Below are 14441 nucleotides of genomic sequence, written 5' to 3'. Positions count from 1 at the left end.
GTATTTTTATATTTATGATATTTTATATTAAATATCTGTTTAAGTTTTTATATTTTTGTTAAATGTGAATTTAAAAAAAAAGATTAATTTATGAAAAAACTACTTACTACTTTAATGTGTACTTTAGTAGGGGGAGCTATGTTCGGCCAATGGACGCCAACTTCCTTTAAAAAAGTAGACAACAAGAAAAGAGGTACGGAATTTAAAGTAAATCCATCAGGTACAAGAAGTAATGGATACTATAAATTGGACTTAGATTTATTAAGATCCCAATTAAAGAACGCTCAGGAAATGGGACCGAATGCTGCACCCGTTGTTATTTCTCTTCCTACTATGAATGGGAAGATTGAAAGATTCAATGTATACAGCTTTCCGGTTGTTGTAAAAACAATAGCAGATAAGTACCAACTGGGATCATATGTGGGAGCTAGCGTTGATGATCCTACAAAATTCTTAAGATTTAGTGTTGCTCCTAATGATTTTCAATCGATGATCATCGATGGAGGGAACTATGAATTTATTGAACCAGCTTCTGCTGATAAGACTGTTTATGGAGTGCATCCTAAAACAAGTAAAAACGAAAGTGGATTTTTATGTTCAACAGAAGAAAGTCCGGCTGCTAAAAAACAGATTGAAGACTTATTGAAAAATGGGCAATCTTTTTCAAATCAGCCAACAAATTTTGCCAAAAGTTCTGATAAAAAATATAGAACAATGAGATTGGCAATGTCTGTGACAGGAGAGTATACTCAGTTTCATGGAGGTACCGTAGCTGGAGCTTTAACAGCTATTAATGCCACATTAAGCAGAGTAAACGGAGTTTTTGAAAAAGATTTTGCATTGCACTTAAACTTACAAGACTTTCCGGGGGTAATTTATACCAATGCAGCGACAGATCCTTATTCTGCTGCTGGTCCTGGAGTTGGTGGGGCTTGGAATCTTGAATTGCAAAATACACTTACTGCCAATGTGGGAAATGCCAACTATGATATTGGGCATTTATTTGGTGCTTCAGGAGGTGGAGGTAATGCCGGATGTATCGGATGTGTTTGTGTTAATCCTACAACAGCCGTACCTGAAGGTAAAGGTTCTGGATTTACTTCTCCGGCAAATGGAATTCCACAAGGAGATAGCTTCGATATTGACTATGTTGCTCACGAAATGGGACATCAGTTAGGTGGAAATCACACTTTTTCGCATAATATAGAAGGAAGTGGTGTAAATATGGAACCTGGTTCTGGGTCTACGATTATGGGATATGCTGGTATCACAGGGCCAAATACAGATGTTCAGGCTCATTCTGATCCTTATTTCCATACAGCAAGTATTGGCCAGATTCAAGAGAATTTGATTGATAAGACTTGTGATGTAGAAACGTCAATTACAAATAACCCTCCAGTGATTGCAGCCTTACCAACGTATAATATTCCAAAAGGAACGGCTTTCGTACTAACGGCTTCTGCTACAGATCCGGAAAGTGATCCAATGACATATATTTGGGAGGAGGTTGATGATGCATCACTTTCAATTAATAAGAATAACTTAGGGAATACCAGTTCTGGGGCTTCATTCAGATCGATTTCACCAACGACAAATCCTACGAGATATTTCCCTAAACTTTCATCTGTATTGAATGGAGTCTTGAATAACGCAAACAATACTTGGGAAGCGGTATCTACCGTTGCAAGAACTACAAAATTTGAAGTAACTGTAAGAGATAATAATTCAAATATAGCTCAACAACAGTCACAGAGTAAAATTCAGACGATCATCGTTGGAGATAACGGACCTTTTAGATTAGCGAGTCAATATGCTGATATTAATACACCGACTCCAATTCAATGGATTGTAGCTAATACTACTGCTGCACCTTATAGTGTTGCGAATGTGAAGATTGATTATACAGCAGATAATGGGACTACATGGACTGTACTGGCTGCTTCAACTCCGAATGACGGTTCTGAAAACTTTACCTTTCCATCTTCTATGAACGGGCAGATTATTAAGGTAAGAGTTTCATCAATTGGAAATGTATTTTATGCTATTGGTAGTGTTACATTAGGTCCACTTGCTGCATGTAGCAGTGCTGCACCAACAAATGTGGTGGTAAGTAACATCAGCAGTTCTTCAGCGAGTGTATCTTGGATGTCTTATACCGGTGCTACTTATAAAGTACGTTATAAAAAAACAAGTGCAAGCGTATGGACTGAGATTGATACAAATGTTCCTTCCGTTAACTTGAGCAATTTAACAGACGGTACAGCATATGAGGTACAGGTTGCTTTAGTTTGTGGAACTACAGTTGGAACTTACTCTGCATCAGTTAATTTTACAACACTAGTCCTTGCTTATTGTACTGCGAGTACTTCTAGTACAAGCTATGAGAATATTGCAAATGTAACAGTTGCCAATTTGAATAATACTTCAGGAGCAAGTACTTATACGAACTATACAACGAATACAGCTCTTCAGGTTAATTTAACAAAAGGAACTACTTACCCTATTTCACTTACAATTGGTAATCCTGATGTTCCAGATTATGATGCTGCAGCTATTTTTATTGATTTCAATAAAAATGGTGTTTTTGAAGATTCAGAAAGAGTTCTGAACTTTCCTGTTGCAGTTCCGACAGCTGCTCCGATAACAGGATCATTTATGGTTCCTGCTAATGCTGTAGAAGGACAGCCTTTAAGAATGAGAGTTGTTGTATTCTATGTTGGAGACCAAAATGCAGGTGCAACATTACCTTCAGACTATTTGTGTGGAGTGAACTTCCAGTATGGAGAAGTAGAAGATTATAACGTTGTAATTTCGCCTAATAATTTAGCAACTAACGAAGTAATTAAAGATAGCTTTAGTATCTATCCTAACCCTACAAGTGATGTATTAAACGTTACTAAGGTTTCTGATAAAGCTACTTACAAAATTTACAGTGTTACTGGTCAATTAGTAAGCAGTGGAAATATCAATGGTGGAAAAATTAATGTTTCTACTTTGGTAAAAGGCGGGTACGTAATTACAATTGATGAAAAAGGAAAAGATTTATTCACATCTAAATTCATTAAAAAGTAATAAAAAAAATAATAAAATTTTTTTATAAATATGAAATCCTCAGGTATTCCTGGGGATTTTTTTATTTTGAAATGATAAATTATATTATTATGGAATTTGTATGAAAAAAATGATTGTACGTGTAAATTAATAATAAAAAATGATTAGATTTGTATAATTAATATAATATATTGAGAAACTTATGAAGAAAATTTTTACTTCTTTCTTCTTTCTCTGTTTGTTTGTCGTCACCAGTGCACAATGGAGTCCTACATCATTCAGAGGGGAAAAAATCAGAGGAAGTTCTGAAATCAGGAACTATTACTCTTTAGACATTCCCTTATTAAAATCCCAATTGGCAAAAGCACAGGAAACAGGCAGAAATGCAAAGCCTGTTACTATTTCATTGCCAACCATGGATGGGAAAATTGAAAAATTTGCCGTTTACAGCTTTCCGGTTGTTGTAAAAGAACTGGCAGATGAATATCAATTAGGATCTTATGTAGGGGTCGGAATCGATGATCCGGGCAAGTACCTAAGATTTAGTTTAGCTCCTGATGACTTTCAGTCAATGATTGTCAAAAATGGAAAGTCCGAATTTATAGAACCGTTGAATAGAGAAAAGACAGTTTATGGTGTGCATCCTAAAACTGATAAAAGTAATGAAGGGTTTTTATGTTCTATGAATGAAAGCCTTTTGTCTAAACAAGAGATCAATAAACTTTACGACAAGGGATCTGCATTTACGAATCAGACCACCAATTTTTCTAAATCTTCTGATAAGAAGTATAGAACAATGAGATTGGCAATGTCTGTTACTGGAGAGTACACCCAGTTTCATGGCGGAACAGTGGCGGGAGCATTAATTGCTATTAATGCAACCCTAACCAGAGTAAATGGGGTATTTGAAAAAGATTTTGCTTTACACTTAAATTTACAGAATTTTCCTGGGGTAATTTATACCAATGCAGCGACAGATCCTTATTCTGCTGCTGGTCCTGGAGTTGGTGGGGCTTGGAATTTGGAATTGCAAAATACATTAACTGCCAATGTAGGAAATGCCAATTATGATATTGGGCATTTATTTGGTGCTTCAGGAGGTGGAGGTAATGCAGGCTGTATAGGTTGCGTTTGCGTAGATCCTACAACTGGAGTTCCTAAAGGTAAAGGTTCTGGATTTACCTCTCCTGCAGATGGAATTCCGCAAGGTGATAATTTCGATATCGACTACGTTGCTCATGAAATGGGACATCAGTTAGGAGGTAATCACACTTTCTCTCACGGTCTTGAAGGAAGTGGTGTAAACATGGAACCAGGTTCTGGATCTACTATTATGGGATATGCCGGGATTACCGGTCCAAATACTGATGTTCAGCCACATTCAGATGATTATTTTCATATTGCCAGTATTAAACAGGTACAGGCAAATTTAATCAGTAAAACATGTGATGTTGAAACTCCGGTTGCCAACAATCCACCTGTAATTGCTGCTTTACCTACGTATAATATTCCTAAAGGAACAGCGTTCGTATTGACGGCATCTGCAACTGATCCGGAGAATGACCCAATGACTTATACGTGGGAAGAGGTAGATAACGCTACCGTTATAATTAATAAAAATAACTTAGGACTAACCACTAGTGGTGCATCATTCAGATCTGTGGAACCAACTACAAGTCCTACAAGATATTTCCCTAAATTATCTTCAGTATTAGCTGGGGTTCTTAATAACTCTAACAATGGTTGGGAATCAGTTTCTACAATAGCTAGAAACAGTAAATTCTCTGTAACTGTTAGAGATAATAGCCCTATTGCAAATCAACAGCAAACACAGTTTGCAGAACAAACGATTATTGTAGGTAATAACGGACCTTTTAAAGTTACAACTACAACAGCTTATAATAACGGGCCTACTACAGTAGCCTGGGATGTTGTAAATACGACAGCAGCTCCTTATAGTGTTGCTAATGTTAAAATAGACTACACAACTGATAATGGTCTTACATGGACTGTTTTGTCAGCATCTACAGCTAATGATGGAAGTGAAAGTTTAACCTTTGGAGCTCTAACATTAGGCTCTACTGTTAAAATCAGAGTGAGTGCTATCGGTAATGTATTTTATGCGATTGGTAGCGCAACAGTTGCAAGTTTAGCAGCTTGTACCGGAGCTCCTACAACAGGAGTTACCGTTTCAGCGATCACTCAGACACAAGCCACTGTTTCTTGGGCTGCTTCTGCTGGAGCAACATATGTTGTTCAATATCGTCCGGTAGGAAGTACAACTTGGATTTCTTTACCAGCAACTACTAACTCTATTGTATTAACAGGGTTAACTGACGGAATTCAATATGAAGTACAGGTAGCAAATGTCTGCTCAGGAACACAGGGAGCCTTCTCTGCGTCTGTTAATTTCACTACTCCTGGTTTGAATTATTGCCAGATGCAATCAAGTAACTTCGGTAGTGAGTATATTTCCAATGTTACAGTAACGCCAATTGGAGCGGCTCCTATGAGTAATAACTCCGCAGGAAGTACGTATACAGATTACAGCACCAATCCAAGTACTTTAGTGAATCTTGTGATTGGTTCTACAGGTAATACTGTTTCTGTTACAAAATTTTATCCTGGAGGATTTACCTATTCTGAAGCAGTAGGTGTTTGGATAGACTTTGATAGGAATGGCATTTTTGATCCGGCAGAGCAGGTGATGAACTCTCCTTCTAATACTACGACTCCTGTTAGTGCTGTTTTCAACGTACCTGCAACAGCATACAATGGTCCATCAACAACAAGAATGAGAGTCGCAATGCGATACAATACTTCTCCTGTAATGTGCCAAAACTTTGGTGATGGTGAGGTTGAAGATTATGCAGTAAAATTAATTCAGCCTATACCTTGTACAAGTAATGCTCCGTTGAACCTTAGTGTGACTAACATTACTGCTACATCGGCATTTGTTATGTGGGATCCGGCAGTGGGAGCAACTTATATATTAGAATACAGAGCTTTAGGTTCAACAACCTGGATACCTGTTCCTCTGACAACTAATGCATATACTATTACTGGTTTAACTGAATCTTCTCAGTATGAGGTTCGTGTAGCTTATGTTTGTTCCGGAACAACCGGAACCTTTACAGCTCCTGTTCAGTTCAGTACACCAGCTGTCAACTATTGTACGGTTACAGGTAATAGTACGAACGGATATATTTCAAATGTTAAGGTAACTCCAACGAATTCATATGTTATGAATAATGACACTGGGGCAAACTCTTACACAAACTATTCACCTGATCCTGACAAATTGGTAACATTGGTACGTGGATCTGTGAATAATAGTATTTCAGTTGGTAAATCTTGGCTTATACCAAGCTCATTCCCTCCTTATTTAGCGGTTGGAGCTTGGATTGATTTTAACAGAAACGGAATATTTGAAGCAGGTGAAAAAGTAATAAACACAACAACTAGTGCTACAACACCTATCGCTGCAACATTTACGGTTCCAATGACATCGTACAATGGACCACTTACTCTTAGAATGAGAGTAATTATTTCTTCAGCTTCGATCAATGATCCTTGTGTAAATATTACAAATGGTGAAATTGAAGATTATGCTGTTAAGATCGTAGATATGCAGCCATGTTCTACAGCTCCACCTGCACCAATTACAGTAAGTAGTGTTACAGCATCTACAGCGGTAGTTTCTTGGTTAAGCAGTACTGGTGCTACCTATGCATTGAGATACAAAGCTACAGCATCTGCTGCATGGACAACAGTTAACCCTGTTCCTGCACCTGGATATAGCTATGTTATTGGTAACTTAAATGCTGCTACACCTTACGAAGTACAGGTAGCTACGATTTGTGGTGGTACTCAAGGTGCTTGGTCAGCGTCTATGAACTTTACAACGTTAGCAATTAATTATTGTAATGCGGGGACGGCAACAGTAACTGACGGTTACATCAGTAGCGTAACAGTTACTCCAACCAACTCGATTCAAATGATTAATAATTCAGGACCTACTACATACACAGATTATTCTAACGATCCTGCTAAACTTACTACATTTGTTCGTGGCTCTACAGGAAATAATATTTCAATTGGAAGAACCATCTTATCAGGTACATATGCTTCATCTGTATGGATTGATTATAATGGAGATGGTATTTTTGATAATGCGACAGAAAGAGTAATGAATCTTGGTTACTCCAGTACAACACCAGTAACAGCTACTTTCACTGTTCCTGCTAATGCATATACAGGAGGAAATAAAGTTAAAATGCGTGTTGTGGTTTATTATAATACGATTGACAGTGCATGTCAAAACTTCACAAGTAACGGAGAAGTTGAAGATTATGCTGTTAAATTTGTAGATATGCAGCCATGTACAACTGCACCTCCAAGTAACATTACAGTATCTAATATTACAGCAACTACAGCAAATGTTTCCTGGCTAGCATCTACCGGAGCTACTTATGTATTAAGATGGAGGCTGGGAGCTACCGGAACATGGAATGTTATCGATCCTGTTCTTGCACCTGGAAACAGTTACACTATTACCGGACTTACTGAACTTACTGCATATCAGGTACAGGTGGCAACAAGATGTAGTGGAACTTTAGGGGCTTTCTCAGCTTCAATTCCATTTACTACAACGGCTATTAGCTATTGTAATATGACCGGAACAGGAACTAATGATCATATTTCTAATGTAACGGTTACTTCAGTAAATCCAGGTATTACTCCTATGAGTAACACTTCAGTTCAAACGAACTATATCAGTTATATAACACCTGCTACGCTTATTAACTTAGAACTTGGTTCTACAGGAAATAAAATTGCTGTTACAAAAGGATGGACAGGAGCAACGAACAACGATGCCGTAAGCGCCTGGATAGACTTTAACAGAAATGGAGTTTTCGAAGCAGCAGAGCAGATTATGGCAATACCTGCCAATACAACGAATACTGTTAATGCATTATTCAATGTACCATCTACTGCATATAGCGGACCTTTGACAACCACAATGAGAGTAGTACTGAAACGTAGTAGTGCTCCTGTAATGTGTCAGGTTGCTGCGAACGGTGAGGTGGAAGATTATGCCGTAAGAATTAGACCATGTGCGACTGGTACGCCAACGAACTTGGCATTCAATACAATCACACATACTTCAGTTGTTGTCAACTGGTCAGGAGTAACTAATGGTCTTACTTATATTTTACAGTATAGACCTCTGGGATCTACTACATGGACAAGTGTGAATGTATCTACTCTTTCAGGGAATCCACCTATTTCATTGACAGGTTTAACACCTGCTACAACATATGAAGTACAGGTGGCTGCAAGTTGTGGAGCTACACCAGGTACCTTTACGCCAATTAAAACGTTCTCTACGAGATGTGATCCTACACCTCCTACAGTAACAATTAGTAACGTAACAACGAATTCAGCGTTAGTAACATGGGCGCCGATTGCTCCTAGTTCAACTTATGTATTAAGATACAGAGTTGTTGGAACAACTACTTGGATCAATGTAACAGTACCTGTAACACCTGGGAATTCATATCCATTAACAGGATTAAGCCCATATACAACATATGAAGTTCAGGTAGCTAATATATGTGTGGGTGAAACTACGGTTAATCCATATTCAAACCCTAAGGTGTTTACTACTGAAAGAATTTGTGAATTACCACCTCCGGGATTAACGATAACTAGCCTGACGCCTACCACGGCAGTCGTGGTTTGGGATCCGTTCCCGGGAGCTACGTATATCTTAAGATATAGAAAAGTAGGTATTCCGAGCTGGACAACAATTCCTGTAGCAACAAATACCCTTACGCTTACAGGATTAACAGAATTAACGAAATATGAGATGCAGGTTGCTAACATTTGTAGTGGTACTCCTGGAACATTTACACCTCCGTATTTCTTTACGACTCCGACAGTAATTTATTGTCAGATGTCATCTGGAAGTTCAATAAGTGAATACATTTCGAACGTTACGGTAAAACCTAATGGTAAACCACAAATGTCTAATGATTCAAACGCTCAGAATTATTCAGACTTTACTGGTATTCCTGAGAAATTTATAGAACTGATCCAAGGTTCTACGGGCAATGAAATTTCTATTGCTAAATCTTGGTCAGGAGTAACAAATAACGAAGGAATTGCAGTATGGATAGATTTCGACAGAAGCGGAACTTTTGATCTTAATGAAAGAATTCTTGTTTCTGGACCTAATACAACCACTCCTGTGAAAGGAACATTCAGTGTACCGGCAGATGCATTCATCAGTATGACAGATTACAAATATGTTGTTATGAGAGTTGCAATGCAAAAAGATGGTATCCCTGTAAATTGTGTGAGTTTTGCAAATGGAGAAGTTGAGGATTATACAGTAAGAATTTCTAAACAAACAGTGCCAAACCCTGTTAATCAAACGGAAATTCTGATCTATCCTAACCCAGTAAGTTCAGTATTGTATGTGAAAAATATTAGCAAGAAAGCTAATTATAAACTATACAATGCTGCAGGGCAACTTGTTATTAGTGGAGTTATCCTGAATAATAAGATTGACGTAAGCAGATTGATAAATGGAGTATATGTAATAGACATCGAAGATGTTCAAGGTACAGCTCAGAAGAAATTTATCAAAGAATAGTAAATAATCACTATTAAATAAAAAATGAGCTCTCAGAAATGAGAGCTTATTTTTTAATCTTTATATAAAAAAAGCGTTAGAAAATAACATCTAACGCTTTTTTGTTTATTCTATTTCAAAGATAATACGCTCTGTCTGCTCCTTTAAATCTTCTAAATTAGTATCATTATAGATGATGTAGTCTGCGATTCTTATTTTATCTTTTTCAGGCATCTGGCGTTCCATAATTGCTTGTACTTCACGATAAGTTTTGTTATCTCTATCCATCACCCTCTTTATCCTTATATTGTCCTGTGCTGTTACCAAAAGAGATTTGTAACATTGCAAATTAAGCTTTAATTCAAATAATAAAGCGGTCTCTTTAAAAACTAAATATTTAGACTGTCTTTTCACCCATTCTTCAAAATCAATTCGGACAGCAGGGTGTATGATTTCATTTAATTTATGCAAAAGATCGGTATCATTAAATACTTTTCCCGCCACAAATTTCCGATCATAAAAGCCATTTATATCATAAGATTGATCCCCTAAAAGCTCTTTAATTTTATCCTTAAGATCTTCATTGTCATTGACGATAGTTTTTGCTCTGTCGTCAGAATAATAAACCGGGAATCCACATTCTTCAATAAACTGGGCAACCGTAGTTTTACCTGAACCTATTCCTCCCGTTAATCCAATGATCTTGGGTGCTGGTTCTGGTTCTGCTTTTTTTGTTTCTGAATACAATTCTTCCATAGTTCAAATTAATATCCGAAAACGTCATTAAAACTGTGAATTTCATCAAGTCTTACTCCTTTATCCGTCATCTTCAGACTTGCCAACTCATTATGTGCATCATGTTCAAAAAACAATAGATATTCATTATCTACACATTGCTTTAAAAACTTTCCTTTTTCCTCCATCGTTAAAAGAGGTCTTGTGTCATATCCCATTACATAAACCTGGTTGATATGCCCTGCTGTAGGAATAAGATCTGCAGCAAATACGATTGTTTTTTCCTGATACTGGATCACCGGAAGCATTTGTTTTTCCGTATGTCCATCTACAAAAATTACATCCATTTTCAAATCAGGAGCAAAACCGTAGTTTCCTGTAGTTGGAAGTGGTAAAAAGTTCAACTGACCACTTTCCTGTATAGGGAGAATATTTTCTTTTAAAAAGCTTGCTTTCTCTCTTGGATTGGGTTCAGTAGCCCATTTCCAATGGTTTTCATTGGTCCAGAACTGAGCGTTTTTAAAAGCTGGTCTATAACCTGTTTTATCATCATTCCATTCAATAGCACCACCGCAATGGTCAAAATGTAAATGCGTCAAGAAAACATCAGTAATATCTTCTTTTATGAAGCCATACTTTTTTAAGTTTTTATCTAAATTATCATCTCCCCAAAGAGAATAATGTCCGAAAAATTTTTCGTCCTGTTTATTTCCCAGACCACAATCCACTAAAATCAGCTTCTTGCCATCCTCAATAAGTAATGAGCGTGTTCCTAGTTCTATCAGATTTTTTTCGTCTGCAGGATTTGTTCTTTCCCACAAACTCTTTGGGACGACTCCGAACATTGCGCCGCCGTCCAGCTTAAATTTTCCACATTGTATTGGATATAGCTTCATATAATATTATGTTTTTATAATGTATTTACTTTTTATTTAATTTCATTTTTTCAGCAATCTTTTTTGCCTGATCGTCAGAATTCTCAAGGTGGGAAATAATATTTTGATAATCTCCTTCCTTTCTATTTTGAGAAAGCTTTTGTTTGATAAATATTTCTGTTGGGATTACCTTTATTCCGAAGGCTCCTTTCATTTCCTTTTCAACAAACTCCTTACCCATATCCTTTACCAATACAGGGCATTGCTGAAAATTTTCGTATTTGCTGGTTAATTTGTCTAAATGCTTATAAAGTTCTTCCTCATTCATCAACTCAACTTTTCCGTGGATCTGTACCGCTTCATAATTCCAGGTTGAAACATTCATGTGGTCATACCAGCTGCTGGAAATATAAGTGTGAGCTCCTAAAAAATCACATACTACTTCATCTCCATCCTTAAGGGTTCTGGCCTGAGGGTTTGCTCTCGAAATATGAGTTTCTACATAAATATGCTCAGGATCATCTTCATTGAGCATCATCATTGAATGCGTTGCTCTTATCTTATCGACCGAAGAAATAAGCAAGGCGAAAGCATTCTCTTTAATGATCTCTCGCATTACATTATAATCTTCACTTCTGTATATTTTTGGGATAAACATAATTTTTAAAATAACTCTCCTGGATTTCTTGGTATTGGAATATGTAAATGTTTATAAGCTTTTTCCGTTACTTCTCTCCCTCTTGGAGTACGGATAATAAAGCCTTCCTGAATTAAAAAAGGTTCATAAACCTCTTCTAAAGTTTCAGGGTTTTCAGCAATTGAAGTTGCCAGTGCTGAAATACCCACGGGTTTTCCTTTGAAATTTTCAATCATAACACGCATGATCTTATTATCCATTTCATCCAACCCAAATTCATCTACATTGAGAGAATTCAACGCATATTTTGTAATATTAATTTCAATCTCACCGTTTCCTTTTATTTCTGCAAAATCACGTACCCTGCGCAATAGTGCATTGGCAATTCGGGGTGTTCCCCGGCTTCTTCTTGCAATCTCAATAGCTGCATCTTCATATATCTTTACTCCCAAAACTCTGGAACTTCTTATGATAATAGTCGAGAGTAGCTCTATCGTATAATATTCCAGCCTACTTTGAATACCGAATCTTGCTAACATCGGTTTGGTAAGCATTCCACTTCTGGTTGTTGCGCCTACTAATGTAAAAGGGTTCAATCCAATCTGGACACTTCTTGCATTAGGCCCGGTTTCCAGCATAATATCGATCTTGTAATCTTCCATTGCCGAATACAGATATTCTTCTACTACAGGGGATAAACGGTGTATCTCATCAATAAATAAAACATCATTTTCCTCGAGATTAGTTAAAAGACCTGCCAGGCTTCCTGGTTTATCCAAAACAGGACCGGAGGTTATTTTACAGCCTACACCCAATTCATTGGCAATAATATTTGCTAAAGTTGTTTTACCTAGACCCGGTGGGCCATGAAGAAGAACATGGTCGAGAGCTCCGCCTCGCTTTTTAGCTGCAGTAACAAAAACTTCAAGATTTTCTAACGTCTTTCTCTGCCCTGCAAAATCCTTAAAACTCTGGGGACGAATTTGTTCTTCCTGCATGAGCTCTTCATGGGAAAAGTTTTCTTTATCTGGATGTAAAAAATCAGGCATTAATTCATTTCATTTACTTCAAAGATAGGGATTTTAGACTTAGGTTAGGGAAAAGGTTATGCTAAAAAATGAAGGTTAAAAGATATTTTTTGAGTATTTTTGGAATGGAAATTTAAACATAAACACAACTTTTACTGATCATAAACCCATGAAATTAATAGGACCATTTAAGCAGATCATTACACTCAGCAATCTTCCATTAAGAGGAAAATTAACCGATGAACAACTTGAAATAATTGTTGATGGCGGAATTCTAATCGATGGTGATATCATTCAAAAAATTGGGAATTTTGAAAAACTAAGATCAGAAAATCAAAATATCACATTGGAAGAAGTTCAAGGTGAGCAAATTGTACTTCCCGCTTTTGTCGATTCTCATACTCATATTTGTTTCGGTGGAAACAGAGCCAATGATTTTGCTATGAGAAATGCCGGCAAAACATATCTTGAAATTGCTGAAAGCGGAGGTGGGATATGGAGTTCCGTGTTGCATACAAGAAATGCATCAGAAGAAGACTTATTAAAGACACTTCTGGAAAGAATCAATTTCCTTGTTTCTTTAGGCATAACAACAATTGAGGTGAAAAGTGGCTATGGTTTAGATGTAGAAAATGAGCTGAAAATGCTTCGAATGATCCAAAAAGCGCAAAGACAGACTAAGGCAACATTAGTTCCAACCTGTCTTTCTGCACATCTAAAGCCCAGAGATTTTGAAGGCAGTAATAAAGAATATTTAGAATTTATTATCACCGAGATCCTACCAAAAGTAAAAGAAGAAAACCTGGCAAAAAGAGTAGATATTTTTATCGAAAAATCGGCATTCCAACCAGAAGAAAGCAAAGATTTTTTACTTAAAACTAAACAATTAGGTTTTGAAATAACAGTTCATGCAGATCAGTTCACTCCAGGGAGTTCAAGAATTGCTGTTGAAGTTGGAGCTCAATCTGCAGATCACCTGGAAGCAACTATTGATGAGGATATTGAATTTATTGCGCATTCAGATACCGTAGCTACGGCTTTACCTGGAGCAAGTCTGGGATTAGGAGAAAAGTTCACTCCGGCACGAAAGTTGTTGGATGCAGGAGCTATTCTTGCAATAGCCAGTGATTGGAACCCTGGTTCCGCACCAATGGGTAATCTGATTACTCAGGCATCTATTTTAGCAACATATCAAAAGTTAACGACTGCAGAGGTTTTAGCAGGGATAACTTTTCGTTCAGCATATGCTCTGGGATTAGAAGACAGAGGAAGGTTAGAAAACGGATTAAAAGCGGATTTTGTAACTTTTAGAACTGATAATTTTCAAAATGTATTATATAATCAAGGAAGCCTGAAGGCTGAAAATGTTTATATCAATGGAGTAAGGTGGGGTTTATAATTTAAACCCCTTCCGCCCCGTTTAGTATCTTATGATAAGTTTCCTTAGTATGCAAATATTGTTTTTTCTGAGAGAA

7 protein-coding genes are annotated in these 14441 nt (G+C 37.0%); 3 read left to right on the top strand and 4 right to left on the bottom strand.

The window, feature by feature from the left end; genetic code table 11:
* The first annotated feature begins 90 nt into the window (after positions 1-90).
* Together AC3WRL_RS21675 and AC3WRL_RS21670 are read left to right on the top strand one after the other, a co-directional pair.
* Complete coding sequence (locus AC3WRL_RS21675) at positions 91-3072, top strand: reprolysin-like metallopeptidase (RefSeq protein WP_492331224.1); 2982 nt, start codon at positions 91-93, stop codon at positions 3070-3072.
* A gap of 181 nt (positions 3073-3253) precedes the next feature.
* On the top strand, positions 3254-9712 hold the full coding sequence (locus tag AC3WRL_RS21670; RefSeq protein ID WP_492331223.1) for a GEVED domain-containing protein: 6459 nt from the start codon (positions 3254-3256) through the stop codon (positions 9710-9712).
* A 105-nt stretch (positions 9713-9817) separates the two neighbouring features.
* Here the strand turns inward: AC3WRL_RS21670 and coaE are convergent, their stop codons facing one another.
* From coaE to ruvB, 4 genes are read right to left on the bottom strand one after another with little or no spacing between them, the layout of a single operon-like run.
* Complete coding sequence (coaE, locus tag AC3WRL_RS21665) at positions 9818-10447, bottom strand: dephospho-CoA kinase (RefSeq protein WP_214827651.1); 630 nt, start codon at positions 10445-10447, stop codon at positions 9818-9820.
* An 8-nt stretch (positions 10448-10455) separates the two neighbouring features.
* Entirely contained in the window at positions 10456-11322 is an 867-nt protein-coding gene (locus tag AC3WRL_RS21660) for an MBL fold metallo-hydrolase (RefSeq protein ID WP_214827653.1), read from the bottom strand.
* A 25-nt stretch (positions 11323-11347) separates the two neighbouring features.
* Positions 11348-11959, bottom strand: coding sequence for an FMN-binding negative transcriptional regulator (locus tag AC3WRL_RS21655; protein ID WP_214827655.1), 612 nt, complete (start codon positions 11957-11959; stop codon positions 11348-11350).
* 5 nt (positions 11960-11964) lie between these two features.
* On the bottom strand, positions 11965-12987 hold the full coding sequence (ruvB, locus tag AC3WRL_RS21650; RefSeq protein WP_214827666.1) for a Holliday junction branch migration DNA helicase RuvB: 1023 nt from the start codon (positions 12985-12987) through the stop codon (positions 11965-11967).
* 148 nt (positions 12988-13135) lie between these two features.
* Here ruvB and hutI point away from each other — a divergent pair, with 148 nt between their 5' ends.
* Positions 13136-14365 carry an imidazolonepropionase gene (gene hutI, locus AC3WRL_RS21645; RefSeq protein ID WP_492331222.1) on the top strand — a complete coding sequence of 410 codons (1230 nt, stop codon included), beginning with the start codon at positions 13136-13138 and terminating at the stop codon, positions 14363-14365.
* Positions 14366-14441: the final 76 nt, after the last annotated feature.

It is taken from the genome of Chryseobacterium sp. FW101-FHT12H09 (assembly GCF_058790395.1).
This window is presented reverse-complemented; position numbering and strand designations above follow the sequence as displayed.